The sequence below is a fragment of the Fictibacillus sp. FJAT-27399 genome (assembly GCF_001510655.1).
Taxonomy (GTDB): Bacteria; Bacillota; Bacilli; order Bacillales; family Fictibacillaceae; genus Fictibacillus_C; species Fictibacillus_C marinisediminis.
The window spans coordinates 328,330-354,489 of sequence record NZ_LMVC01000002.1 but is presented as its reverse complement, the minus strand read 5'-3'; the positions used below and the strand labels follow the sequence as shown (position 1 = coordinate 354,489).

The 26,160-nt window shown below is 43.9% G+C and carries 27 protein-coding genes and 2 pseudogenes; 17 read left to right on the top strand and 12 right to left on the bottom strand.

What is annotated here, in order from left to right; translation table 11 throughout:
* The first annotated feature begins 44 nt into the window (after positions 1–44).
* Both AR335_RS06880 and AR335_RS06875 read left to right on the top strand, forming a co-directional pair.
* Positions 45–803, top strand: a complete 759-nt coding sequence (locus AR335_RS06880; protein WP_062233531.1) for an SDR family NAD(P)-dependent oxidoreductase — start codon at positions 45–47, stop codon at positions 801–803.
* A gap of 76 nt (positions 804–879) precedes the next feature.
* The gene (locus AR335_RS06875) at positions 880–1,281 is read left to right on the top strand and encodes a DUF1259 domain-containing protein (RefSeq protein ID WP_053357437.1); all 402 of its coding nucleotides are present in this window, start codon (positions 880–882) and stop codon (positions 1,279–1,281) included.
* Between the two features lie 58 nt (positions 1,282–1,339).
* On the opposite strand, the gene AR335_RS23770 is transcribed toward AR335_RS06875, so the two are convergent.
* From AR335_RS23770 to AR335_RS06870, 3 genes are read right to left on the bottom strand one after another with little or no spacing between them, the layout of a single operon-like run.
* On the bottom strand, positions 1,340–1,573 hold the full coding sequence (locus AR335_RS23770) for a hypothetical protein (protein ID WP_156418886.1): 234 nt from the start codon (positions 1,571–1,573) through the stop codon (positions 1,340–1,342).
* Positions 1,574–1,589: 16 nt separating this feature from the next.
* Positions 1,590–1,892, bottom strand: coding sequence for a hypothetical protein (locus AR335_RS23765; RefSeq protein ID WP_156418885.1), 303 nt, complete (start codon positions 1,890–1,892; stop codon positions 1,590–1,592).
* Between the two features lie 49 nt (positions 1,893–1,941).
* On the bottom strand, positions 1,942–3,129 hold the full coding sequence (locus tag AR335_RS06870; RefSeq protein ID WP_234293221.1) for a putative glycoside hydrolase: 1,188 nt from the start codon (positions 3,127–3,129) through the stop codon (positions 1,942–1,944).
* A 203-nt stretch (positions 3,130–3,332) separates the two neighbouring features.
* On the opposite strand from AR335_RS06870, the gene AR335_RS06865 reads away from it, so the two are divergent.
* The 7 genes from AR335_RS06865 (at position 3,333) to AR335_RS06835 (ending at position 10,579) form a co-directional block, all read left to right on the top strand.
* A complete protein-coding gene (locus AR335_RS06865; protein WP_062233528.1) occupies positions 3,333–4,724 on the top strand; it encodes an amino acid permease in 1,392 nt (463 codons plus the stop codon).
* 110 nt (positions 4,725–4,834) lie between these two features.
* Positions 4,835–5,536 carry an MFS transporter gene (locus AR335_RS06860; RefSeq protein ID WP_062233525.1) on the top strand — a complete coding sequence of 234 codons (702 nt, stop codon included), beginning with the start codon at positions 4,835–4,837 and terminating at the stop codon, positions 5,534–5,536.
* Positions 5,473–6,090, top strand: coding sequence for an MFS transporter (locus tag AR335_RS06855; protein ID WP_062233522.1), 618 nt, complete (start codon positions 5,473–5,475; stop codon positions 6,088–6,090). Before AR335_RS06860 ends, AR335_RS06855 begins: the two co-directional genes overlap by 64 nt.
* Positions 6,091–6,341: 251 nt before the next feature.
* Positions 6,342–9,299 carry a formate dehydrogenase subunit alpha gene (fdhF, locus tag AR335_RS06850; protein ID WP_062233519.1) on the top strand — a complete coding sequence of 986 codons (2,958 nt, stop codon included), beginning with the start codon at positions 6,342–6,344 and terminating at the stop codon, positions 9,297–9,299.
* The gene (locus AR335_RS06845) at positions 9,299–9,778 is read left to right on the top strand and encodes a DUF1641 domain-containing protein (RefSeq protein WP_062233516.1); all 480 of its coding nucleotides are present in this window, start codon (positions 9,299–9,301) and stop codon (positions 9,776–9,778) included. Before fdhF ends, AR335_RS06845 begins: the two co-directional genes overlap by 1 nt.
* A gap of 10 nt (positions 9,779–9,788) precedes the next feature.
* The gene (locus AR335_RS06840; RefSeq protein ID WP_062236928.1) at positions 9,789–10,220 is read left to right on the top strand and encodes a phosphate-starvation-inducible protein PsiE; all 432 of its coding nucleotides are present in this window, start codon (positions 9,789–9,791) and stop codon (positions 10,218–10,220) included.
* A complete protein-coding gene (locus tag AR335_RS06835; protein ID WP_053357432.1) occupies positions 10,217–10,579 on the top strand; it encodes a DUF2294 domain-containing protein in 363 nt (120 codons plus the stop codon). Before AR335_RS06840 ends, AR335_RS06835 begins: the two co-directional genes overlap by 4 nt.
* A 52-nt stretch (positions 10,580–10,631) precedes the next feature.
* Here the strand turns inward: AR335_RS06835 and mgrA are convergent, their stop codons facing one another.
* From mgrA to AR335_RS23760, 3 genes are all read right to left on the bottom strand, one after another.
* Positions 10,632–11,639, bottom strand: coding sequence for an L-glyceraldehyde 3-phosphate reductase (gene mgrA / locus AR335_RS06830; RefSeq protein ID WP_062236926.1), 1,008 nt, complete (start codon positions 11,637–11,639; stop codon positions 10,632–10,634).
* Positions 11,640–11,679: 40 nt separating this feature from the next.
* Positions 11,680–12,333, bottom strand: coding sequence for a GDSL-type esterase/lipase family protein (locus AR335_RS06825; RefSeq protein ID WP_053357431.1), 654 nt, complete (start codon positions 12,331–12,333; stop codon positions 11,680–11,682).
* 175 nt (positions 12,334–12,508) lie between these two features.
* Positions 12,509–12,991 carry an acetamidase/formamidase family protein gene (locus tag AR335_RS23760; protein WP_199805064.1) on the bottom strand — a complete coding sequence of 161 codons (483 nt, stop codon included), beginning with the start codon at positions 12,989–12,991 and terminating at the stop codon, positions 12,509–12,511.
* A gap of 595 nt (positions 12,992–13,586) precedes the next feature.
* Between AR335_RS23760 and AR335_RS06815 the strand changes: the two genes are divergently transcribed.
* Genes AR335_RS06815 through AR335_RS06800 form a run of 4 tightly spaced genes read left to right on the top strand, consistent with a single transcriptional unit; the run spans position 13,587 to position 17,361 of the window.
* Positions 13,587–14,693 (top strand): ABC transporter ATP-binding protein, encoded by a 1,107-nt coding sequence (locus AR335_RS06815; RefSeq protein ID WP_062233513.1) that lies wholly within the window; start codon positions 13,587–13,589, stop codon positions 14,691–14,693.
* Positions 14,683–15,486, top strand: coding sequence for an ABC transporter permease (locus AR335_RS06810; RefSeq protein WP_062233510.1), 804 nt, complete (start codon positions 14,683–14,685; stop codon positions 15,484–15,486). The genes AR335_RS06815 and AR335_RS06810 overlap by 11 nt, the downstream gene beginning before the upstream one ends.
* Positions 15,487–15,508: 22 nt before the next feature.
* Positions 15,509–16,291 carry an ABC transporter permease gene (locus tag AR335_RS06805; protein ID WP_369795825.1) on the top strand — a complete coding sequence of 261 codons (783 nt, stop codon included), beginning with the start codon at positions 15,509–15,511 and terminating at the stop codon, positions 16,289–16,291.
* Positions 16,288–17,361 carry an ABC transporter substrate-binding protein gene (locus AR335_RS06800; RefSeq protein WP_062233505.1) on the top strand — a complete coding sequence of 358 codons (1,074 nt, stop codon included), beginning with the start codon at positions 16,288–16,290 and terminating at the stop codon, positions 17,359–17,361. The genes AR335_RS06805 and AR335_RS06800 overlap by 4 nt, the downstream gene beginning before the upstream one ends.
* Before the next feature lie 74 nt (positions 17,362–17,435).
* Here AR335_RS06800 and AR335_RS06795 read toward each other — a convergent pair.
* From AR335_RS06795 to AR335_RS06775, 6 genes and pseudogenes are all read right to left on the bottom strand, one after another.
* Positions 17,436–18,116, bottom strand: a pseudogene (locus AR335_RS06795) (MurR/RpiR family transcriptional regulator).
* Positions 18,117–18,124: 8 nt separating this feature from the next.
* Positions 18,125–18,262: pseudogene (locus AR335_RS24855) on the bottom strand (RidA family protein); the annotation flags it as partial.
* A 42-nt stretch (positions 18,263–18,304) separates the two neighbouring features.
* The gene (locus AR335_RS06790) at positions 18,305–19,000 is read right to left on the bottom strand and encodes an aspartate/glutamate racemase family protein (protein ID WP_062233502.1); all 696 of its coding nucleotides are present in this window, start codon (positions 18,998–19,000) and stop codon (positions 18,305–18,307) included.
* A 26-nt stretch (positions 19,001–19,026) separates the two neighbouring features.
* Positions 19,027–19,536 (bottom strand): AAA family ATPase, encoded by a 510-nt coding sequence (locus AR335_RS06785; RefSeq protein WP_062233498.1) that lies wholly within the window; start codon positions 19,534–19,536, stop codon positions 19,027–19,029.
* Between the two features lie 7 nt (positions 19,537–19,543).
* Entirely contained in the window at positions 19,544–19,645 is a 102-nt protein-coding gene (locus tag AR335_RS23750) for a DUF3977 family protein (RefSeq protein ID WP_156418883.1), read from the bottom strand.
* A gap of 287 nt (positions 19,646–19,932) precedes the next feature.
* The gene (locus tag AR335_RS06775) at positions 19,933–22,362 is read right to left on the bottom strand and encodes a M14 family zinc carboxypeptidase (protein WP_062233495.1); all 2,430 of its coding nucleotides are present in this window, start codon (positions 22,360–22,362) and stop codon (positions 19,933–19,935) included.
* Positions 22,363–22,567: 205 nt separating this feature from the next.
* Between AR335_RS06775 and AR335_RS06770 the strand changes: the two genes are divergently transcribed.
* The 4 genes from AR335_RS06770 (at position 22,568) to AR335_RS23000 (ending at position 26,090) form a co-directional block, all read left to right on the top strand.
* Positions 22,568–23,098, top strand: a complete 531-nt coding sequence (locus tag AR335_RS06770; protein ID WP_062233492.1) for a hypothetical protein — start codon at positions 22,568–22,570, stop codon at positions 23,096–23,098.
* A gap of 93 nt (positions 23,099–23,191) precedes the next feature.
* Positions 23,192–24,499, top strand: coding sequence for an alkaline phosphatase family protein (locus AR335_RS06765; RefSeq protein ID WP_062233489.1), 1,308 nt, complete (start codon positions 23,192–23,194; stop codon positions 24,497–24,499).
* Between the two features lie 53 nt (positions 24,500–24,552).
* On the top strand, positions 24,553–25,845 hold the full coding sequence (locus AR335_RS06760) for an MFS transporter (protein WP_062233487.1): 1,293 nt from the start codon (positions 24,553–24,555) through the stop codon (positions 25,843–25,845).
* A gap of 92 nt (positions 25,846–25,937) precedes the next feature.
* Positions 25,938–26,090, top strand: coding sequence for a YpzG family protein (locus AR335_RS23000; protein WP_082316169.1), 153 nt, complete (start codon positions 25,938–25,940; stop codon positions 26,088–26,090).
* Positions 26,091–26,160: the final 70 nt, after the last annotated feature.

Sequence of the window (26,160 nt, the reverse complement as noted above, 5' to 3'; positions counted from 1 at the left end):
CAATCTATTATTTTGCATGCATAAAATAGGTGTTCAATAAGGGAGTGATTCTAATCAATAACTTACATAGCAAAATTGCACTCGTAACCGGAGGAACAAAAGGCCTTGGCAGACATATCAGCGCAGCCTTGGCACAATCAGGAGCAACCGTTATCGTCAATTATGCACACAGCCGGGAGACTGCCCTCCAAACCGTCGACTTCATTCAATCCAGCGGAGGAAAAGCATTTGCTGTTCAAGGCGACGTAACAAATGAAGAATCCGTAAATCGCCTAGTTAAAGAAAGCGAAGAGATAACGGGCGAGACAATTGATATTCTGGTAAACAACGCTACCGGCCCGCAGCCAGAGCTCTCACTTGAAGAAAGCACATGGGATGACTATTTGGATCAGCTGAACTTTTTTGTGAAAGCTCCTCTGTTATTAACGAAGGCGGTCTTGCCGGGGATGAAAGAAAAAGGAGAAGGCCGAATCATTAACATTGGAAGTGAAGTCATCCAATTAGGGAACGCAAACTTTGCAAACTATGTAACTGCGAAATCCGCTCAGCTTGGGATGACCCGATCTTGGGCGAATGAACTCGGACGTTTTGGAATCACGGTGAACCTTCTGAACCCCGGCTTTATACCAGTGGAGCGGCATGAAGGGATCGATCCAAGTAATTACCAAAAAGGCGTGCCCCCCGGCCGCATGGGAGAACCCCTTGATATCGGAAACGCGGTTGTATTCTTGGCATCCCATGAAGCCAAGTTCATCACCGGACAATCACTATCCGTGAACGGCGGGAAAACGTTTGGTATATAACTTCTTTATTCCCTTTTGATTCATGCACCCAGTTAACGGTTCCTTCATATTTTAATGGAAAAAAGGAAGGTCTCTCATGCCCTCTTTTGGCCAGTTGTGTCAGCAATACGCCCAAATATTGAATGGAACTCCCAAGGTTGAACATGGGGTATGCTCGGTAGAGTTCCAGCGCAATCTGCATGTTACCATTCAAGGACGTCCGAGCCGCGGCGAACTTCATGCTGGTCTGATGTTTGAATCTGTGGATCAACAAGGAAACGCCCTTAACCTGGGGGAAGTGGTTTTATTAGAAGAAGAGGTACCTTTGTTCACGAGTATTCTTGTTAAAAATAAAATCATGATAAGCGCACTTCATAATCATTGGATGTATACAAAACCGAGTATCCTTTATCTTCACTTTCAATCTGTTGAATCTCCCTTAACGTTTGCTCATAAAATGTCAGAAGCATTTAGAGCTCTAAAAATTAATGTCTCATGATACTAACTTTAAATAACTAAGTAAATAAGCCCCCTGGGAGATCAAGGGGCTTTTCTAATTATGACGTAGTCTCAGCGCCAACAATCTCTGGACATTCACTATCATCCTCTTGAGCAGGCAGCTCATTAAGCTTTGGAAGCGGTGAAAATACAATCCACAATAGAGCGGTCAGGGTACCTATCGCGCCTACAACGAGGGTGAGACGCAACCCAATGAATGTTCCGAGGTACCCTCCCAGAAGTGCTCCAATCGGGGTAACTCCTGAAACGACAAATCGATAGCTTGCATTCATTCTGCCAAGGAGATTCTCAGGTTGATGGATTGGCGGAGGCTGATGACATGAACGTTGGAGATGACGACACCCACACCTCCCAAGAAGAATGAAATGATAAGAATAGGAGATGTGATGTAAAGTCGTCCGCTAGCCATAGGAACGAGAAGAGGTGCCAGGGGCACGCGACAAACATGGCTCCGAAGATGGTCGGACCCGTTTTAAAGCGTGTGCCGATATAGTTGGCAAGAAGTGAACCAAAGAATGCGCCGACACTTGCCATTGCCAGGATGACCACGAGTAAAGTGGGTCCGATCTGCAAATCGTGCGTCAGGCCCACGCGGGAGATGATCCGAATGAATGGGTCGAAATCCATGGGCTTTTTCCATCTACTGCTTTACCTTTTTAAACGCCTCTTCTGTATACTTATTCTTCGGATTCCAGAGCAAGTACTCATCCACACCAAGCTCCTGCCCAGCCCGAATCTGATCCTTCACCTGCTGTGGCCCGTATTCAATATGGCCGTCCACCCAGGTGGCAGTGAAATCCTGGTACCACGGACGGATTTCAGCGACCGGTTTCTTTTGTTTTTCGAGCACCTTGTCCCGGTCGACAGCATACTGGAGAGCTTTCTTGATCAGTTCATACGGCTTGGCATCCGGAACACTTATGCCGTACACCCCTGGTCCGTAATGGGACGGGTACGTCATTGGGCTGATCACATCGACGGTCGGAGTAACTGACTCCCACTGCTGGCCGATGCCCGAATCGTCTTTTTGGCTTGTGGACACACCGAACACATCTGCTGATACTTTGACGCCGTAAGGCTTCAGATCCTTTTTCGCATAAAGAAGGAAGTCGTGAATGTTTTGCTCTTTAGACTTTTTAGCCGGGTTATCAAACTTCACTTCGCGATCCACCTGCGCCCCGTTGTCGGGGAATCGGACATAGTCGAACTGAATCTCATCAAACCCTTGCTTTGCAGCTTCTTTCGCAATAGAGATCACATAGGACCAATACTCTTCATTATACGGATCAACCCAGGGAATGCCATCGTTGTAATACAAGCCACCGCTTTTCTTCTTCATGGCATACTCTGGTTTTTTCTTAGCCATATAAGGATCCTTAAAGGTAACGATCCTGGCAATTGTATATATGTCTTGGTTCTTCAGCACTTTCATCCGCTGAGAGATATTGCTGATTTTCGGGTGCTGATCTGAGCCGTTTTGATTAATGGCAGGCACCTTTGAATCATATGTAATCTTCCCGTCATCTTCTTTTACATCTACCACGAGTGCATTGAGTTCTGTATCATCCACCAGCTTGACCAGTTCATTAAACTTTTCATTATTTCCGGCGGATGCTCCTGACATGTAGACTCCCTTTACTTTCACATCTTTCGGTTTTTTAACAGGAACTTTCCTTTCCTTTGCTGCTTCTTCTTTCTTTACCGGCTGGTCTTTTGCTTTCGTTTCATTCGTTGTGCTTCCCGACGTCTTTTCTGCGGTCCCGCATCCAGCCAGTCCGCCAACTACAAGCAGACAGGTTAACGAAATGCTTCCGAACGCTCTCTTCATTTGGTGCTTCCCTCCCCTGATGCAGCATCTAGCTATGTTCTATGGTTCGCAGTGTTAATACCCTCTTTTAGAGAGTTTAAGCGCTTTCTCTGCTTTTTTAACAATCATTTAATAGAAGGAAGAGAGAACTGATACCAACTGGTTTTATTTGGTCATACTAAAGGGAAATAAGTAAATAACTCGCAGAAGTTAACTTACCATATATGTCGCAGGAAAGGTTGGTGCAGGAGTTGAAGAAAGAAGAGGATTTGCAGCGGGGGTTGAAAAATCGCCATATCCAGCTGATCGCCATCGGCGGAGCGATTGGAACCGGTCTTTTTTTAGGCGCGGGAAAATCGATTCACCTGGCGGGGCCGTCCATCATGCTGAATTACGCACTTATTGGAGTTATGCTGTTTTTCATGATGCGTGCCTTGGGTGAAATGCTCATGTACAGCCCGACATCCGGCTCGTTCACTCACTTTGCCGAATCGTTCATCGGGCCGTGGGCAGGTTTTATCACGGGGTGGACGTACTGGTTCTGCTGGATCGTAACAGGAATGGCCGAAATTACAGCGGTCGGATTGTATGTGAAATACTGGTTTCCGAGTATTCCTCAATGGCTGACGGCACTGGCCGCTGTACTTGTTTTGCTGCTCATTAATATGTCGGCGGTTAAAGCGTTCGGGGAGATTGAATTCTGGTTCGCTCTTATTAAAATCATTACCATTATTGCGCTCATTGGTATTGGAATCGTGCTGATCGTCATGGGCTATGAAAGCCATGGCACTCAGGCTTCATTATCCAATCTCGTAAATCATGGCGGATTTTTCCCAAACGGTTCATCGGGCTTTGTTCTTGCCTTTCAAATGGCACTCTTCGCATTCGCAGGAGTGGAGCTTGTCGGCGTAACAGCCGGTGAAGCACAGGATCCAGATAAAACCTTGCCAAGTGCCATCAACAACATCCCAGCACGGATTCTTCTCTTTTATATCGGGTCACTGATCGTCCTCATGTCCGTCTATCCATGGGATAAAATAGATCCAGACACAAGCCCGTTCGTGTCGGTCTTTAAGTTGATCGGCATTCCGGCAGCATCGGGCATCATCAATTTCGTCGTCCTCACTTCCGCAATGTCGTCTTGCAACAGTGGCCTGTTCAGTACGGGACGAATGCTTTACACACTGGCGAATGAAGGAAAAGCACCTAAAAAGCTTGGATTGCTAAACAAAAAGCAAGTGCCGGCACCCGCTCTTATCGTTTCAACATTTTTCCTCTCGTTTGGCGTTTTGCTCAATTATTTATTGCCGGAGGAAGTGTTCACGCTGGTGACAAGCATCGCGACCATCTGCTTCATCTGGGTATGGGGAATCATCCTGGTCGCCCATCTCCGCTTCCGGAAACTAAAGCCTGAGGACGCGAAAAAGAGTGCATTTAAAATGCCGCTTTCGCCGGTGATTAACTGGATCGTACTGGCATTCTTCGCTTTTGTGATCGTTGTGCTTGGTTTTGCGGCAGATACACGGATCGCCCTGTTCATTACACCTGTCTGGTTTGTGATTTTGATCATCGCTTACATGATTACAAAAAGAAACACTGAAAAAAGCGTTCGTTAATTTTAAAACCCCCGAGAACTCATACCGTTCCGGGGGTTATTTGTGTTTTACAGTAATTTACATAAAGTGTAAAATAATAGGTAACTTGTGTATATTGTGGAGGGATGTATTTGTTTTCTCTATTAAAAAATTCTTTTTACCTGCGATTTTGGCTTGGGCAAGTCATTTCCCAACTTGGAGATGGAATCACAAGAATTGGGATTACCTATCTTGTGGCAACGCTATCCAAAGATCCGCTATTAATCGGACTTGTCATTTTCGCCCAATTGCTTCCCACTGCAGTCTTTGGAATTTTTCTGGGTCCCCTCGCTGATCAATGGAACAGAAGGTGGCTGATGGTTAGTGCCGATCTGTACCGGATGGCTATGGTTATAGCCATGATTTTTTTCTATGATTCTGTTCCAGCATTAATCATTTTGACTGCTTTTCACGGAATCGGAACGGCTCTTTTTGATCCTGCACGTACATCTTCCATTCCAGACCTGGCCGGAGAATCCAACCTCTCGGAAGCCATTTCACTGTCTCAATCTACAAAAGCTGCAATGGATATCATCGGCCCGTCGTTAGGGGCTTTGCTGTTAATGAGTAAGCAGTATTCCATCATTTTTTTAATTGATGCAGCTACATTCGCCGGCTCTGCACTTCTTCTCTTTACACTTTTTTCTATTGGAAAAGTACATGCCTATTCGCCTGAGGACAAGAAGACCTATTTATCTTTTATTACCTCTGGCATAAAGGAGTCACCGGCATGCCTTCTCTGCGCTTTCTTCTCTTACTGCTGCTTCCTATCACACTGGTCGTCGGTATACTGAATACAAACCTGGTGGCTGTATTGACCACTACATTCCATGTATCTGCGTTTCACTTTAGCCTGATTGAATCTTCCATGGCGATCGGGGTGATCATCGGAGCTGTCTGGTTCGGTCCTTACCTTATGAAACGATTAAAAGCAAATACTCTTTTAATCTCAGGAACGGCTGTTATCGGCATTTGGATGGCACTCATTCTTCCCCTTGACTGGATAAGGGAAGAAACAGGAATTGGAGCGATCTATATTTGGTGCACATTAATAGGAGGTTTTAATGCCCTGATTAATGTTCCGTTAAGTACCCTTTTCCTTCAGGTAACTCCTCCTGATTTCAGAGGCAGGGGATCTTCCCTATTAGGGCTGACGAGCAGTTCAGCGCAAATGATTGGCATACTGTTCGGAGGCTGGATCGCAAAAGAAACCGGAGTTCTCTACGGCACAGCTCTTTCGGGTTTGCTTCTAATCCTTGTCGCCATTATTCTTCCATTTGGTAAAGGGTATAAAAATTTGTCAAATTCGGATCACAGTAAAAAGAGGAAGGAAGCTGCTGCTCTATAACAAGGTTTCTGTTAAACTCACAATGTATTTGAAACACTTGCCCAACGTGATATAATAAAAAAAGAAAATGTTCATCGTTCTTCGGTAATATCAAATTGCTGGAAGAGCTTGTCATTTAATGGAATAGCGGGATGGATGGCTGGTATTTAAAATGCTTAGCAATTAACCCACTGTAAAGGAATTTGTGCAGCAAAAGCACAGATTGTTTTATAGTGGGTTTTTTTTATGTTTTCTAATAGGAGGAAAGTAAAGTGGCAAACAAGATTAGGATTGAAATAAACGGGAATTTACAGGAGGCTGAGGAAGGGACCAGGGTACTGGATCATCTTCTGGCACAAGGTGTAGAGCACCCGCACATCTGCTATTCGGAAACACTGGGGCCGATCCAGACGTGTGATACGTGCATGTGTGAAATCGATGGAAAGCTGATGAGAGCCTGCTCCACCGAAGTAAAGGAAGGCATGAATATTCTTACCTCCTCTCATTCTGCAAAATCAGCCCAGAACGAGGCGATGGATCGAATTTTAGAGAATCACCTTCTCTACTGTACGGTTTGTGATAATAACAATGGAAACTGTAAGGTCCACAACACGGCAGAACTATTGGAGGTAGAGCATCAAACTCGCCCGTTCCGTGAGAAAGGTTATGAAGTGGATATGTCCCATCCCTTCTACCGCTATGACCCGAATCAATGCATCCTTTGCGGAAAATGTGTAGAAGTATGCCAGGATCTTCAAGTGAATGAAACACTGACGATTGACTGGGAAAGAAAGATGCCCAGGGTTATATGGGACAACGATAAATTAATCAATGAATCTTCCTGCGTCTCCTGCGGTCAATGTGCAACCGTCTGTCCGTGCAATGCCTTAATGGAAAAATCAATGCTTGGGGAAGCGGGTTTCATGACCGGAATCAAGCAGGACCTGCTCAATCCGATGGTCGACCTCATAAAAGAAGTGGAACCCGGATACAGCGGAATTTTTGCAGTTTCTGAAGTGGAAGCTGCCATGCGTGAAACCCGTACAAAAAAAACAAAGACTGTTTGTACCTTCTGCGGAGTCGGCTGTTCATTTGAAGTATGGACGAAAGGCCGCCAGATTTTAAAAATTGAACCTTCCGAAGATGCACCAGTTAACAGTGTTTCTACCTGTATCAAAGGGAAATTCGGGTGGGATTTTGTGAACAGTGACCAGCGCCTCACTGCACCGCTCATCCGCAAAGGCGATGAGTTTGTATCAGCAACCTGGGAGGAGGCTCTTTCCCTTATCGGTGAAAAATTGAGCCATATCAAAAATACGTATGGGAGCAATGCGTTAGGTTTTGTCAGTTCATCCAAAACGACAAATGAAGATTCCTATCTTATGCAGAAACTGGCCAGGCAAGTATTTGAAACGAACAATGTGGATAACTGTTCACGTTATTGCCAATCCCCTGCCACCGACGGTTTGCTTGCAACAGTCGGGTACGGCGGAGATTCCGGTACGATCAAAGATATCGCAAGAGCCGGACTTGTCATCATTATCGGGGCCAATCCTACAGAAGGACATCCTGTATTGGCCACACGTGTCAAACGGGCGAAGAAACTTTATGGACAAAAATTGATTGTTTCTGATCTTCGCAGACATGAAATGGCGGAGCGATCCGATCTTTACCTGCACCCGAAACAAGGTTCTGACCTCGTCTGGCTGGCGGCGGTAACCAAATACATCATCGATCAAGGCTGGCATGATGAGGACTTTATCAGGGAAAGGGTTAACCAGTATGAGGACTACCTTCACCTGCTTAGAAAATATACGCTTGAATATGCAGAGGAAGTCACAGGACTTTCAAAAGAACAGATGATCAAAACGGCGGAAATGATTCATGAAGCAGACGGCACCTGTGTTCTTTGGGGAATGGGTGTTACGCAAAATATCGCCGGATCCCATACGTCTGCTGCGATTGCAAACCTGCTGCTGGCTACTGGCAACTTCGGGCGCCCGGGTGCAGGAGCTTATCCGCTGCGCGGGCATAATAATGTACAAGGCTCCTGTGACATGGGAACTCTTCCTCAATGGCTTCCCGGGAACCAGAGACTGTCCGATGATGCTGCACGTGCAAAATTTGAAGAAGCATATGGAGTATCCATCTCCCCTAAAGCAGGATTTACAAACATTGAAATGCTTCAGGAAGTGGAAAAAGGCAATTTAAAATCCATGTATTTGATGGGAGAAGACATGGCCTGGGTGGATTCCAATTCCAATCATGTCCATGACATGCTAGGCAAACTGGAATTCTTTGTCGTTCAGGATGTTTTCTTTACAAAAACGGCTCAATTTGCCGACGTTGTCCTTCCAGCTTCTCCATCACTGGAGAAGGATGGCACATTCACCAATACAGAACGCCGCGTTCAGCGTTTGTATCAGGCGCTTGAACCTATGGGAGAATCCAAGCCGGACTGGTGGATCATCCAGCAGATCGCTAGGCAGATGGGAATGGACTGGAACTATTCACATCCTCGTGAAATTATGGATGAAATTGCACGCCTTGCCCCTATTTTTGCCGGAGTCAGCTATGACCGTCTAGAGGGATGGAACAGCCTCGTCTGGCCGGTGCAAAAAGATGGCAGTGATGAGCCGCTTCTTTACACTGAGCGCTTTAACTTCCCTGACAGCAAAGCACGCTTCTCCCTTGCTGAATACGTGCAGCCAGTGGATTATGAAAAGGAATTTGATCTGATCTTGAACAACGGCCGTCTGCTTGAACATTTTCATGAAGGCAATATGACAAACAAGTCAAAAGGCATCCAGTACAAGCTTCCTGAAGTCTTTGTTGAAGTTTCGCCTGAACTCGCCAGTGAAAGAGGCCTTCAGGACGGCTCTTCTGTCCGCCTGATCTCACCGTACGGTTTTATTAAATTGCGCTGTATCGTCACAGACCGGGTCAAAGGAAATGAATTGTATGTACCGATGCATTCTGTAAGCCACGAAAATGCCATTAATATGCTGACCGGCAGTGTTGGTGACGTCCGGACCCAGACTCCTGCCTATAAGCAGACAAAAGTACGAATGGAACTTATTCAAGTTAAAGGCAGAACACCGCTTCCAATGTATAATCCGCGATATGCAGAACGGAACCCTCAGGCTGGTGTTCAGGTCGAACGCAAGTGGGCCCGAGAGGATTACGTGCCAATTGCCGATATTAATGTACCAGTGGGAGGCCGACGATAATGGCACAGCCTATTACAAAGATTGTTCATTCAACACGAACCGAAAAAGAAATGCAGGAGCAGCAAATTGAAACGATTGTAGAGGATCTTGCAAAGAGTGCAGATGGAATAAAGGAACTGATCAAGCTTTTTCAGCAGCTTCATGACAGCGGAATTTTAGGATCGGTGAATGGCCTTGTTGAAGCGAAGGAGAAGGTGGCGGGGATTGCGGTTGAACAGCTGCTCCGCCCCCAGATGACCAATGCCATTAATAATATGATGGCGGCGGCCGGTGTCTTGTCCGATACCAACCCTGAAATGACGAAGAAACTGATGAGCAGCCTTGGCAATGGAATTCAAAGGGCGGAAAAGGGACTTATCAGTAATGATAAGGTAGGCATTTTCGATCTCATGAAAGCCCTAAAAGACCCTGACATTAACAGGGCAATCGGATTCGGTATGAACCTGTTAAAAGGTGTCGGGGAAGGATTGAAGGAGTAAGATGGTCCGCATGCTAGAAATAATCTTACCGGAAAAGTGGAAAACCATCAGTAATGGTTTACAAAAATTATTAAATCTCTCCCTTGTTCTGCTTGGCGGTATGCTGGTATTTTTTCTTTTCAGAGAGCTTATCTATATTTTCATGGACGCCTGCACAGGGAATCACAATGTTCATGATATACTTGGTAAAGTACTCGTGTTTTTCTTATATTTCGCCTTTATTTCCATGATTGTGACCTACTTTAGCGAAAGCCACCACTTTCCGCTTAGCTATCTTCTATACATTGGAATTACGGCGGGTGTCCGTTACATTATCGTCAACAACGCCAATCCATTAGGAAACTTTTGGCTTTCAATCGTCATCCTTCTGCTGGTTATCAGCTATATCATGCTGACGCCTAAAGGCAAACGATTAAAGGATACAAGGAGAAGGATACAATGACCAAAAATATAGAGCATCAATTCAGTATGCTTGTCCGTGAAATACGCAAGGAATTTGTCGGCAACGGTCCAAAGGAAATCAGCACACGCTTTGTTGGCTCTTGGGCCGTTAGTGAGATGAAAGGAAACCTTACGAATATCGAAAAATTCATGATGGGTTCAAAAGAAGGCGAGAAAATGGTTCACGAAGCACGTACCGGTCTCGTGAAAAAAATTTATACCGATCTCAGTGTCCGCAGAAAGTTTGAAGATCTTGCTGGTGCAGCCATCCTGCGTATTTTTTCTGATATCGACATTGAGGCTGATATTGCCATGACAATCTTTGTCTTTGACCGCCCCTTATTTTCTAAAGAGAAATAATAAAAACCCGGATCCTTTGTCAGATCCGGGTTTTCTCGATTTAAAAAAGGATTTATCGTACAGAGCTGTTTACGGTTAAAATATCATCAATTCTTTCTAGCTCTTCATCACTGAAATCAAGGTTATCCAGTGCTGCAATATTTTCTTCAATTTGACTCACTCTGCTTGCACCTATTAAAGCAGAAGTTACCTTACCGCCGCGAAGAACCCATGACAGTGCCATTTGAGGAAGGCTCTGTCCTCTGTCTGCAGCGATTTCATTGAGTCTGCGGACTCTTTCAACTACTTCAGGAGTGACTTCATTCTCTCCCAACGCTCCAGTCGATTTTGCCGCACGTGAATCAGACGGCACACCGCTTATATATTTTTTCGTCAACAAGCCTTGGGCAAGCGGGCAAAACGCGATGGACCCTACCCCGTTTTCCTCTAAAACATCCTGAAGTCCGTCTTCGATCCAGCGGTTTAGCATGGAATAGCTCGGCTGGTGGATAACGAGCGGTGTTCCCAGATCATTCAAAATTTTAATAGCTTCCGTCGTTTGTTCCGGGCTGTAGCTGGAAATCCCCACGTAAAGTGCTTTCCCCTGGCGAACGATAGCATCCAGCGCTCCCATCGTTTCTTCAAGAGGAGTATTAGGATCCGGACGGTGGGAGTAAAAAATATCCACATAATCGAGCCCCATACGCTTCAGGCTCTGATCCAGGCTTGCAATCAAATACTTTTTGGATCCCCATTCCCCATATGGTCCCGGCCACATGTAATAACCGGCTTTGCTCGAGATGATCATTTCATCACGGTACGGAGCGAAATCAGTCTTTAACATCTTACCAAACATTTCTTCTGCAGAACCTGCAGGCGGTCCATAATTGTTAGCCAGGTCAAAATGGGTAATACCGAGATCAAACGCTCTTCTCAGCATCGCGCGGCCATTTTCAAAGCTGTCGACTCCGCCGAAATTATGCCAGAGACCAAGAGAAATCGCAGGAAGAAGCAGCCCGGAGCGGCCGCTTCTGTTATATTTCATAGACTCATAACGATTCTTTTCTGCTGTATAGACCATCATTTATCTCCTCCTCAATTCTAGTAAAGCGCTTTCACTTTCAGTCAAAGAAATGAAGTTCAATGCATTCCGCCAATGCCTCCGACCCTTTGCTGCTTGGATGAAGGTGATCCCCCGAATCGAATTCTCGTAAAAGTCTTTCAGGATGATTTGGATCTTGTACAACTGCCTCAAAATCAATGACTTGATCAAATTCTCCAGAGTTCCGGATCCAATGGTTTACCTTCTGCCGCTTGGCTTCCTCGGTATCAGTAACCCCTCTATATCCGCCGAAGGGCAGGAGCGTCCCGCCGAATATCTGTATATTTTTTTCATGCGCCCACTTGATATAAGTTTTTAAGCCTTCAATAATTTCTTCCGCTTCAACTTCTTCTGAGATTGGATTTGATCCACAGGAATGAATGATATCATTCACGCCATGCAGGACAATTACATACTTAACATCTGAAGTTCCAAGTGCATCCTGCTTAAATCGTTTAATGCCCGATACACCAAAATTATAATGTTCTGGGCTGTCAGTTAATACCTTGTTCCCGCTGATTCCCCGCCTCAGCAAATGACACGGTACGGATTCTTTCACCAATCGCTCTTTAAAATAATCCGGCCATTCCATCGCGGTTATCGAGTCTCCGAAAGCAACGATAGAAGGAAGAAACTCCTTCTCCCTCTGACTCTCCTCGATTCCATTTGTCATATCTTTCTTATCCCCTCGCTTTCAAGGTATACTGTAAGATTCAGGATCACAAACCATACAAACATAGAATAGATGCCCAGAGCAAAAAAAACAAAGAATATGATCATTCGATGACGTTATTTCGATGGATTAACGGTTGTCACATCGAATTATCGTACCCAGGTGCCTTTTACATTTACCTTTTAATAAATTTTTTATTTAACATAGCGTGAACTCCTTTTACCCCGTTAACCACTTGAGTAATTCGCATATCCACACCTAAACTCGCCAAAGTCAGTGCTTCTTTTCGTTTTAGCCCGTATTCACTCTGCATGATATCAAGCATGCCATCAAGCGCAATAATCATAGCCTCATCGAGACCCTCATGAAAACCAAAAGAGATCCATTCTGTTTGCGTTTCAGCGCTGGGCATTTTCAGTTTCAAATCATCCCTTACAATAAACGTTAGATCGACACGTTCCATTGGACATTCTAATGCCGATACGCCAACCTCGCCATCTCCCTGGACACCATGACCGTCTCCTGCTGAAAACAAAGCGCCCTCTACAGAGATCGGCAAGTACAATGTTGTCCCAGAAACAAGCTCTTTGCAATCTATATTGCCTCCGCAAAAACGGGGAGGCGTTGTGGAATGGATTCCCTCTTCATTCGGAGGCATCCCCATAATCCCCATGAAAGGCTTCAGCGGAACTTCATGTCAAAATTGGCTCTTTCCTGTCATGTGAGTCGAATCTAATCCCCAGCTGAGAAGAAATTCCTCCCCCTCTGCCAGTCCTAGCCCATCGTTCACACTATGAGGGTATCCTCCCTCCCGGAACAATATCATTTATCCTAATTTCCAATGTCTTGCCTGGTAAGGCTTCATGGATATAAACAGGGCCGCAAAGAGCATGTCCCTGGTCCCTTGGCATTTCCCGAGGTTCGAACTTTTTCCTTTTTTTGGCGAGACTGACCAATGGTTCTAACCCCCAGCCCTCATCTAAAGTCTGAAACCGGACAGATTCCCCTGAATGGATTTGAAGAATTGATACATAATCCCTTCCCTTGGTCTGCTATTATTTGGAATAACCCGATACTTTCATTATCTTTTTATGACAACCTTATGAGCCATAAACTTTCAAGGAGTTTTATTTGCCTGTTTTTGTATTAAAAGCACAAAGTTTTCATGTATAATTATTCAGTATAAAAAAGTAAAATTTTGTGGACTACTGTCCATTCAGAATAGAAGAAAAACAGGTAGATGAGGGGTTGCGATGACCAACGAAATTATTCAATTTAAAAATGTGACAAAGCAATATGACGATGATCCGGCAGTGCTCGATAACGTCAGCTTTGAAATTGAACGGGGAAAATTTTATACGCTTCTCGGTCCTTCCGGCTGCGGAAAAACAACCATACTTCGCTTGATCGCTGGCTTTACGGAGGCATCTGAAGGAGAAATTTATTTTAACAACAAGAAGATTAATGATGTACCGGCGAATAAACGCCAGGTTAATACCGTTTTTCAGGATTACGCACTATTCCCGCATTTAAATGTATTTGAAAATGTGGCATTCGGACTTCGTATTAAAAAGTTGAAAAACAACGAGATACAAAAGAAAGTGAAAGAAGCGCTCAGCTTTGTTAACTTGGAAGGCTATGAGACGCGTGAGATCCGGGAAATGTCCGGAGGCCAGCGCCAGCGTGTGGCCATTGCAAGGGCTATCGTCAACGAGCCGGAAGTCATCCTGCTTGACGAGCCGTTATCTGCTCTCGACTTAAAACTGAGGACAGAAATGCAGTATGAATTGCGTGAGCTGCAAAGGAGACTGGGAATTACCTTTATTTTTGTTACCCATGACCAGGAAGAAGCTCTTGCCATGTCTGATGAGATTTTTGTATTAAACAAGGGGAAAATTCAGCAAAGCGGTACGCCAATTGATATTTATGATGAACCGATCAACCGGTTTGTCGCTGATTTTATCGGGGAGTCCAATATCGTAGAAGGAAAAATGATCAAAGATTATCTTGTAGAGTTCGTCGGAGGACAGTTTGAGTGTGTCGATAGAGGACTGAACGCTAACGAACCGGTAGAAATTGTGATACGTCCGGAAGATTTGGAGATTACAACGCTTGAACGAGGAAAACTTAAGGTGCGTGTAGATTCACAGCTGTTCCGCGGGGTTCACTATGAGATCAGCTGCTACGATAAAGACGGCAATGAATGGCTTGTCCATTCTACGAAAAAGGCAGATGCAGGAAACGAAATCGGATTATATTTCGATTCGGAAGCCATCCATGTCATGCGGTTTGGGGAGTCAGAAGCAGATTTCGACCGGCGTCTTGAGGCTTATACTGCTGGAGATGCTCATGAACAATAAGATCACCCGAAATCTTTACCTTTTGCCTTATGCAATATGGATTGTTCTTTTCGTTATTGCACCGCTTCTTCTTGTTCTTTATTATTCGTTTTTTGATATCGAGGGTCACTTTTCACTGGTGAATTACAAGAACTTTTTTACGCCGGTTTATTTGAAGATGACCTTCAGTTCGTTCTGGTATGCGTTTTTGATCACACTTATTTCCTTTATCATCTCTTACCCGACGGCTTATTTGCTGACGAAAACGAAGCATAAGCAGCTATGGCTGTTATTGATCATCGTTCCTTCCTGGATCAACCTGCTCTTGAAAGCCTATGCTTTCCTGGGCATCTTCGGGACAAAAGGAATCGCGAACAGCTTCTTGGAAGCCATAGGTGTTGGATCGAAACAGATCCTGTTCACTGATTTCAGTTTTATATTTGTATCGGTTTATATTTTCATACCGTTCATGATTTTGCCGATTTTTAACTCATTGAATGAAATGAATCCTACCTTATTGGATGCAGCCAATGATTTGGGGGCATCCAAGTGGACAACATTTCGCCGCGTCATCTTCCCTTTAACGATTGATGGCGTAAAGTCAGGCTGCCAGGTCGTATTTATCCCTGCGCTGTCTCTATTCATGCTCACACGCTTGATCGCAGGAAACCGCGTCATTACGCTTGGTACAGCGATTGAACAGCATTTTCTTGTCACCCGTGACTGGGGCATGGGTTCGACGATTGCGGTTTTCTTAATTATTATCATGTTCCTGATCATGAGTGTGACAGGGAACCGGAAACGAGGTGTATAAGTTGGATAATAAAATAAACTCGATGTCACGAATCTTTCTCGTGTTGATATTCCTTATCCTTTATGCACCGATCTTCTTTCTTGTGTTCTACTCGTTCAACACCGGTGGAACGATGTACGGCTTCAAAAGCTTTACACTCTATTGGTACAAGGAGCTCTTTCAGGATTCACGCTTGCTGATCATCGTGCTGAATACGTTTGTGATTGCTCTTCTTTCCTCTTTATTTGCAACCATTATCGGGATTTTCGGAGCACTAGGCATCCACAGCATGAAGAAACGGCAGACGAAAAACACGCTGCTGTCACTGAACAACGTACTGATCGTCAGTCCGGACGTTATAATTGGTGCCTCCTTCCTCATCCTGTTCACGATGGCAGGAGTGAAGCTTGGCATGTTTTCCGTCTTGCTCTCACATATCGCGTTCAGTATTCCGATCGTCGTTCTGATGATCCTTCCCAAGCTGTCCGAGATGAGTCCGACGCTGATCGATGCAGCCAGAGATCTTGGAGCAAGCCACTGGAATGTGTTGACCAAAGTTGTTCTGCCCTACATCACGCCTGGAATTTTTGCCGGCTTCTTTATGGCGCTGACGTACTCTCTGGATGATTTTGCGGTTACGTTCTTTGTTACCGGAAACGGTTTTACTACGCTTTCTGTTGAGATTTACTCATTGGCCCGCCGTGGAATTTCGTTGAATGTCAACGCGCTGTCCACCCTCTTGTTCCTTTTTACACTCGTGCTTGTGGTTGTGTATTATTTCATATCTCAGCGCAACAAGCCGAACGGATGGGGGGTTAAAAAATGAGGAAGCTTGTCCGTTTTTTCCTGGCGATCATTCTTGTTTCTGCGGTTCTCTTTTATACTGTTTCTGAGCTGAACAACTCAGAGGGGTATTCAGGGCGGAATACCCTGACGATCTACAACTGGGGCGATTATATTGATCCCCAGCTGATCAAACGGTTTGAAAAAGAACACGGCATTAAAGTCATCTATGAAACGTTTGATTCGAATGAAGCAATGCTGACAAAGATTGAGCAAGGCGGGACTACGTATGATATTGCTATTCCGTCTGAATACATGATCGATAAAATGAGGAAGGAGCATCTGCTCATTCCTCTCGATCATTCCAAGCTTCCGAATTTGCATTATATCGATAAGCGATTCATGGACCTCCCGTTTGATGAAAACAATAAATATTCAGTTCCTTATTTCTGGGGTACAGTCGGCATCGTCTATAATCCAAAAATGCTCGGCGGCAAGAAGATTACGAGCTGGAACGATTTATGGGATCCCAGCCTTCGGAACAAGATTCTTCTGATCGACGGAGCCCGCGAAGTGATGGGCATGGGACTCAACAGCATCGGTTATTCCCTGAATGATACGAATCATGCCCACCTTCAGAAGGCAAAAAGAAAACTGGATACTCTGACACCGAATATCAAAGGCATCGTTGGGGATGAGAGCAGATTGCTGCTTGAAAATGAAGAAGCTTCAATCGGGCTTGTCTGGTCCGGGGTCGCTTCAGAAATCATGAGCGAAAACAAGGACTTAGAGTATGTTGTTCCTAAGGAAGGCTCCAACTTGTGGTTCGACAATATGGTCATCCCGAAAACAGCAAAAAATAAAAAAGCGGCACACAAGTTCATCAACTTTATGCTTGATCCAAAGATAGCCGCTAAAAATGCAGAATACGTCAACTATTCAACGCCAAACAAAAAAGCTCTATCTTACATGCCGAAAGAAACCGTGAACGATGAACGCTTTTACCCGTCGCCACAGCTTACTGAAAAGCTTGAGGTATACGAGAACCTTGGGAAAAAGAATTTGGCGTACTATAACGAGCTGTTCCTGGAATTTAAAATGCACCGCAAATAAAATAAGAGGAAGAGCTATTGCTTACAGCTCTTCCTCTTTTCTTATGGCTATTTTCGTAAAGGTTGTGATTCATCCTATTGATTAAGTTTATGTACCTCACGAGCAATGGATTCCAGTATATAAACAACAGGCACTTGTGCAGTAATATTAGCCTTCTTCAAAAGATTCCTCGGTTACATAATACGGAATGTTTATATCAGAAATTTTCGCAATGGTAGATAGTTTATTGTTTGTAATACTGATTATTTTACTTCCTTCTTGTTTAAGAATGTTAAGATGAGTGACTGTAAAATTATTTTCTCCTGAGACAGATAAAGCAATGGTTACGCTATTATTGCGGAGTTTGGAGTGAATCGGAAAGATATATAACGAAAATTTACCTAAACTTGAGAAATATCTAGCTCCATATTCAGCAAGAATACCTGAGCTTCCTATCCCGCTTTGGTGACTAAACTTGCAGCTTTCCTGACTTTTTCTTCTATATCACCTTTTAAAGTCCGTTCAAAAAATTCTACTACTGATTGTTGGGAACTTTTGATCGTCGTCTTTTTATTCTCTTTTAATTGCATTTTAAGCCTTATTTTAAATTCGGAAAAACCCTCACAATTTAGTTTCCTGCAAAAACGTAAAATCGTAGCTGTTGATACATGCGTTTTATCTGCTAGTTCACGAATTCGCATATAAGCCACTTTATCCATGTTTTGACTAATGTAGTTGTATAAAGAAGTTTCTAATTCATTGAAAGAAGCGATGATTTCGTTCGACCCTCACCCATTACCTGCCCGTCTTTCATGGCAGTGGTGCCGGCAACTTCTACACGTTTACGTATACGGATAGCTCTGCATTATCCTACGACCGGCTCCCACGGTGAACCTGTTAACACCATTGTTCGATGATCCATTAAAAGCATCCCCGCTCTCTTACTGATTTTTCCTTTTGAGTCTCACGTATCTCCTAAAGACATATTAACCGCTTCAGTTGCATGTATTAAAGCTGTATCAAATAATGGCACTTCTGAATCTTCTGGTTTTACGAGTAATCCGATCTCTGTACAGCCCAAAATAATCCCTTCCGCTCCAGAAGCAACCAATTGATTAATAACCTCTTTATAATAATCCTTTGATGATTGCTTAATCTCCCCTAAACATAACTCTTCATAAATAACTTGATTAATTCTTTCCCTATCCTCTTTGTCTGGTACAAAAACATGAATACCTTGAGACTCTATTCGTGATTTGTAGAAATCCTGTTCCATCGTATATTTAGTGCCAAGCAATCCAACGTTTTTTATTTTTGATTTGTGAATTTGAAAAGCTGTGGCATCAGCAATATGCAGTATGGGTATATTTATTTTTTTCTGTATATCATTGATTACTTTATGCATGGTGTTCGTACAGATCACAATGAAATCGGCGCCTGCTTTTTCTAAGGACCCAGCAACATTCCCCAGGATTTTTCCGGCACTTTCCCAATCGCCTGCTGCCTGACAGCGTTCAATCTCTTCAAAATCAATGCTGTATAACAGGCACTCTGCTGAATGCAAACCACCTAATCTGTTTTTAACTTCTTCATTTATTTTTCGGTAATATTCTGCGGTGGATTCCCAGCTCATACCACCAATTAAACCGATCGTTTTCATAGAATCACCCTGTTTTCCTATTTACTTTAATTGAAATATTTTTCAATATCCTGGTTGTTCTTTAATATAATCAGTTTGTGATCATATTGGTTTAGTAGTTTTAATATTTTGGGTTTACTTTCCTTTTCAAAGTAGGAGTTCCATATAAACATGTTCCTGAAGATCTTTAACGTTGGCCTGTAATTTGCCTTTTCGATTTTTAATTTTTGATAAACGAATCTCTTTATGATTCTAATAGTCCGTTTAGAATAATCAGTATCTAAGAGGATAATAACATCTGCATTTTGAAAACTTGGATTCACCCAAGTATGGTGAACTCCCTCTACAATCCATTTTTCAGAGGAAATGATTTCATTCAGATACTGATCCCTCTCTTCATCACTTCTTCTTATATCTTCAGGCTTGTTCCTTTTCCATACGACGTTGTCCAGTTCAATGTACGGAACATTTAAACGAGATGAAAGTGTCCTTGCTAACGTTGTTTTCCCGCTTCCTACTGAACCAATAATATGTATCTTACTTGGATTTTTAATCATTTTTTCCTTAATAACTAACCATCCCTTTTATTATTTTAAAAGCATTGCGGTTTTTCTTCCCTGTTTTGAATCCTTCTTTCGTATCAAAAATAAACACGGTTTTAGCCATCCAGATCCGGAAATAAAGAGAATGAAATTTATTCCCCCTAATGAACACCAAATTAACTTCGATATGAAACCCATTTTTCCTTCTTCAACCACCTAGTGATGGAAGTAACGTTACGAACCTTGAAATCGTCTAATGATAAAAAGAGGGCTGGACAGATGAAATTACAGATGATGGCTTTTTCTTTTCTTGCTTGGGCTAGTCTCTCATGGAGGTGCCTTTTATGTCTTTACTTTGAAAGTCTTTTAGCGAAAAAAACAAGCACCTCCGCTAAGAGATGCTTGGCTGTTCTATTTGCTGTAAACTGCATTGGAAAGCAGGCGGAAAAGATAATCGGTATGATCCCTGAAGCCCGCTTCGATTCCCATAAGCGTGACGTCCTTGGACTGGTCCTTGATTATGACAGCCTGTCCCTGGGCGGCCTGGCGATTTTTCCAATGCCCTGCCATAAAGAATTCGCTGCTGTTTTTAAAAGAAGCTGCCGTTTCATAACCATCCGTATTGGAGTACCAAACTGGGCCGTATACAAATCCGTAATCACTCTCATTGTAGCCTTGAGTCAGGGCGCTTTGATTATAATCGACGCGAACAATCCCATTGCTGTCAGGGTTTCCTTTGTTGATGGTCACATTGGTCAGCCCAAGCGTTTTTGTAGCACTTGCTGCTCCAGAACCAATAGCAATGTACTTCCCGCCTCCATTAACAAAATCAGTAATGTTCTTTTTCAAGGCTTGGAATTGTGCTTCGTTTTCCAGGCCGAACTCCGCGTTTGCTTTGCTGTTTTTATAGGAAATGAGATTGGATGTTCCGTTATAGAAAAATACATCAGTATTGCCAAGTCCTTTAACTGCGAGATCTCTTGGTGCGAGTTCTCTCACGTTAAAGCCCAGCCGTTCAAGGGCAAGCTTTGTTCCGGAGTGGGACTGAGTTTTGCCCATTCCTCCATCTTTTAAAATGGTGACATGCAGCTGTTTTACGTTTTGGGCTTGATTAGGAATGGCCGCACTTTTGACGATCAGTCCAGACTTTCTGACGAATTGCATAAGATCATGGTTCACTCTGCTTTTAATGTAAAAAGAACCTTCTGTCCCGCGTTGGACTGCGTAGCCTCTGTTGATCAGCTTGTTGGCAAGTTCAACTGATTTTACCGATGTGTTCGGAATTTTATATGGCCCTTTCCCGATGAGCTTGCCCTCATCGTGCGCACTTTTGACATCCTGTAAAGAGAATTTCAGGTTACTGTCAGCCGGTACCTGAATCGCGTCAAATCCCCACAGTTCCGGGAGACTCCATGCTGAAATGTCGTACATCGCTGGAGTATCATCCGTGATGTCTTCCCCATCCCAAAGCATCGTGTTGGCCAGTCCTGCTTTCGCCTGGCTCATGTTCACGATGTACGTTCCGGCAGGATAGGTCTTGCCATTAAAATTGAACGTTTTTTTTGATTTGCTTACTTCAATATCGTTTTTCATGAGATGGCTGACCGCCTTTTCTGTTGCTGAAGAATCTGTTGGATCAGAAGGCAGGATATAAGCCTTCGGGAAGAATCCTTTTTTATGGAACGGATGATCAAAGTTGATGCCTCGTTTGAAGACTTCAATCTGATCCTTCACCATACCGGTTTTATTTTGGCTGGCGTAGTTCAGAGCACCCATTACCGCGTCGTAATGCCACTTTACGCCATCCCAGTCATTAGTCGGCGTTTCAAGAGTATAGCCGTAAGATCCGTGATACATGGCATACATCGGAGTGAAGATCGGCGGATAATCGTCCCAGCCTGCTGTGTCATCCCGCTGTGGTATATAGGCTCCCTTCATGTTCTGGTAATCTACTTTTGAAGTAGCCGTATTCGTATTCTTATAGTCTTTCCGGTTGCTGACGATTTCAGACTCCATTGCTTTCGCCTGGTTCATCGCCCAGTTGGAGAAAAGGTCATATTCATAGTTTGGATTATGAGGCGGCGTACACGGCTCGATCAGCCCCGGTTTATCTGGACCGCCATAGTCTTTTACATAACCATGAAGATCAAGAAACACCATCGGGTTCCACTCTTTGATGAGTGACACCATCGCTTGAGTTTCCGGCTGGGATTGCGTGATGAAGTCGCGGTTTAAATCAATGCCGTTGCCGTTAAAACGGGTCGCATCAATTCGTCCATCAGGGTTGGCCACTACATTAAAGATAAGGATCTGATTCCTGAGGATCTGCTTTGTGTCTGCGTCGTTGTTTTTCGCAAACCGTTCAATGAGCTGAAGTACGGCATCTGATCCAGCAAACTCTGTTCCGTGGATTGATCCGTTGATCATGACAGGCACCTTGACGTCCGGATGCTTGTCAATAAAGACTTGAGCTTTTTCGGGATTCTTAAACATCTCTTTTCTAAGTTTCTTGTAAAATCCTAATTGCCCTTTTGCTTTTTGGTCAGCGATTGTGACCACATACATATCCCGGCCGTTTGCTGATTTCCCGTACTTGGTGACCGTCATCCGATGGCTTTGCTTCTGAATCTTCAGAAGCTGCTGGCCGATCTGTGAGTATTTCGTAAAGTTATAGTTCTCGCTGTTGAATAAGCTGCCGTCTTTTTCACTCAGAGTTTCAAATGCGTTTACGTTATGCCATTGCGGCGTTGCTTTTCCCGGTGATTCTGCCCATGCCGCATACGGTGCTGCCAGGATGCTGAGGCCGATCAGCCCTGCTGCTGCTTGTTTCTTAAATCCCATCTTTCAATCTCCCCTTTTCCAAGAAATGAAAAAAATATACTATATTCATAGTATCGTATATTTATTCGACAAAGCATCTGTAGAAAGCCCTAATTTGCATAAATGGTGCCAGGCACTCCAATTACACACTTGTGTAATTGGAGTGCCTGGCACCGACAAAGAAGCCTATATTAATTTACTAAAACCTAAAAGGAGAGTTATTGATATGCCCAAAAAAATTCTGATGATCACATCTCTATTTTTTCTTCTTATATTAACTGCGTGCAATGAGGAAACCAGTGCTGTTGAAAAGTTAAAAGAGGAATATCCAAGGGATATAAAAAAAGTAGCTGAGGCCTTTCCAAAAGATGTTCAAAAAGAATTGGAGGCTCCAACGAAATTTCCTTTCAAATCCAAAAATGCCGACTTAACTTTTGCAAGTGAGCCTGCGGGAGATCCGAAAGGGAAAATTATTATGACAGAATTTATATTTGGCAATGGAGTCGACTCCGTTTTGCATGCCTCGACCTATCATAATAAAAACACAAGTTTTGATTCAGACGGCAAGAAGCCTAAAACGGTTAAGTTAAAAGACGGAACGAAAGCAACCATAGTAAATAACAGCAAGACTTCAAAAGTAATCCGATGGAAAAAAGACGGCCTTTATCACTCCATCATGCTGATTAAATCACCTAAAAGCAAAAAAAAATATTCCATTAAAGACATCGTAAAAACCGCAGATTCCATGCATCACTGATCCATTCTTTCAGAGCACCTATGTTTTTTGGTGCTTTTTCCATTTCTTGCTTTAAACTAAAAGTAAGAATGAATAAATCAAAAGGAGGCCGCTATGGACCGTCTTACCGATCATTTACTCGTCATATCATTCGATTGTCTTTCGTCACTGGACTTCCCTATGCTGCAGGAGCTTCCCCATTTTGCCGAACTCCTGCAGAACGGATCCTATTGCAAGAATGTTGAATCAATCTATCCATCTGTCACCTACCCTTGCCATGCCACGATCGTTACCGGCAATTATCCCAACAGGCATGGCGTTGTGAATAATACCTATCTTCAGCCAGGCCGGCCCTCCCCTGACTGGCATTGGCACCGACGGCATATTAAAGGCACAACCCTGTATGATGAAGCGAAGAAAGCAGGCATGACGACCGGAGCCCTTTTATGGCCGGTAACCGCCAAGGCTGAAATGGATTACAACATGCCAGAGATTTTCGCCAACCGTTCTTGGCACCATCAGATACCTGTCTCTCTTTTTAATGGAAGCGTCACCTATCAGCTCGAGATGAACCGCCGTTTTGGCCATATCCGAAAAGGGCTTAGTCAGCCTGAGCTTGATGATTTTGTCCTGGAATCAACCGTCCATACCATTCAAACAAGAAAACCGCAGCTCTTGCTCGTTCATTTTACCGATCTGGATACCAATCGTCATTACCATGGCTTTTCTTCAGATGAAGCGATGGATGCCCTCAGACGACACGACGCTCGGCTCGGCCGGATCGTAAAGGCGCTCAAGGAGAGCGGTATTTACGATCAATCGACCATTGTGGCACTCGGTGACCACAGTGCCCTCGATGAATCCATTGCCATCCAGCCTAATGTCTACTTCAAGGAACAAGGACTAATTACCGTTAATAACAGAGGAAAAGTCACAAATTGGAAGGCATACTGCCATAGCTGCGACGGCTCGGCATATATATACATAAGTGACAAAAATGATCGTGACACAAAACACAAGGTTCAACAATGGCTGCAGGAATTATCACAAGATGAAAGCAGCGGAGTTGAACAGGTATTAACTGGAGAAGAAGCCGGAGCCAGAGGTGCGGATGCGCACTCTGATTTTATGCTGGAGGCACGAAGGGGTTATTATTTTAAAGAAGCGCTGAACGGCGGCTTCCTGCATCACATTACAGCTGAAGATGTGAAGGCAAAGCGATACACCTGGGGTTCCCATGGCTACTCCCCTGAAAAGGAAAACTACTGTACGTTCTTTGCAGCGGCAGGCAAGGGAATTGTCCCTCATCAGGCCATTCCGTCCATGCGCCTCGTAGATGAAGGACCAACATTTGCCCGACTTCTTGGTCTTCACTTAGGGAATACAGACGGAGCGGCTGTTGAAGGATTATTAACGCTATAGGGAGAAATAAGAAGCGGAAAGAATGAAAATGGGAATAAAAAGGGGATAAGAGGATGAAGCGTTTCTCGAAGGAAGAAAGCAGCTGGATGTTTTATGATTGGGCTAACTCTGCGTATTCGATTATCATCACAACCGCTGTGTTTCCGCTTTTTTATAAAGCGTCCGCGATGAAAGCCGGTGTAAGTGGTGCTGATTCTACTGCGTACCTGGGCTATACAATTGCCATTGCGACCTTTATTCTGGCTATGCTTGGACCTATCCTCGGAACGATTGCGGACTATCAGGGAATGAAAAAGAAGTTCTTCACCTTCTTCTTTACACTGGGTGTCGTCTCAACTGCTGTCCTTGTTTTTGTTCCAAGTCAGCACTGGCTCCTGTTATTGATCATCTACACGTTTACAGCCCTGGGATTTAACGGTGCTTTAGTTTTTTACGATGCGTTTCTTATCGACATCACGACGGAAGAACGGATGAACCGTGTTTCTGCCCGTGGATTTGGGTTAGGGTATATCGGAAGTACCATTCCTTTTCTCATCAGCATCGCCATCATTATCCTTGCTCAAAAAGAAGTGCTGCCCTTCTCTACTGCCGCTGCAAGCAAGATTGCCTTTTTTATTACCGCATGCTGGTGGGCTCTGTTTACGATCCCCATGTTTAAAAATGTTCATCAAAAATATTACGTTGAACAGGAACCTTCTCCTGTAAGAAATAGCTTTAAACGCCTCGGCAAAACCCTAAGGGAAATCAAACAATATCGTTCTCTATTTCTTTTCTTACTCGCCTACTTCTTTTATATTGATGGAGTCGGCACCATTATTTCCATGTCGACCGCATACGGAACGGATTTGGGAATCAGTTCAACGAGTCTGCTCATCATTTTGTTTGTCACACAGGTTGTTGCTGCACCATTTGCCATTCTGTACGGCAGACTTGCTGAAAAGTTTACGGGTAAAAAAATGCTGTACGTGGGAATTGCCGTTTATATCATTGTCTGCATTTATGCCTATTTCTTAAAAACAACGCTCGATTTTTGGATCCTGGCAATGCTGGTCGGAACGTCACAAGGAGGGATCCAGGCGTTAAGCCGTGCTTATTTTGCGAAGCTTGTACCGAAAAAGAACGCCAATGAATTTTTCGGATTTTACAACATCTTCGGAAAGTTTGCTTCCATACTCGGGCCATTGCTGGTCGCTGTCACCGCTCAGGTAAGCGGCAATTCAAGCAGCGGTGTGTTCAGCCTGATTCTGCTTTTTATTATCGGCATGATCATCCTCGCTTATGTCCCTGAGACAAGAGCAGATGCAATCGATCAGTTCGATGAAAAAAAGCAGACAAAAATAACATAATTTTCCCGGCAACTGCACATAATAATCGCGATATTCATTGAATATCACCCTTGTTTCTTAGGGTCTACTCTTAACGGATGAGGTGAAAAGCAATGAGTTACAAAGATCATTTAGATCCCCACTCAGGTAAGTTTCACCACAATTGGACACGGCCGAAACGTTCAAAATCTCAAGTAAATGGACATACTGAGATGTCTCAGAACAACATTATCTTGAGAAGCAACGCTAAAGCCCACCACTGGTAAGGATTGCGAATAAGAAACAAAAAAAGAAGGCCACAGCGCCTTCTTTTTTATATTTTTCTGCATATAAAAG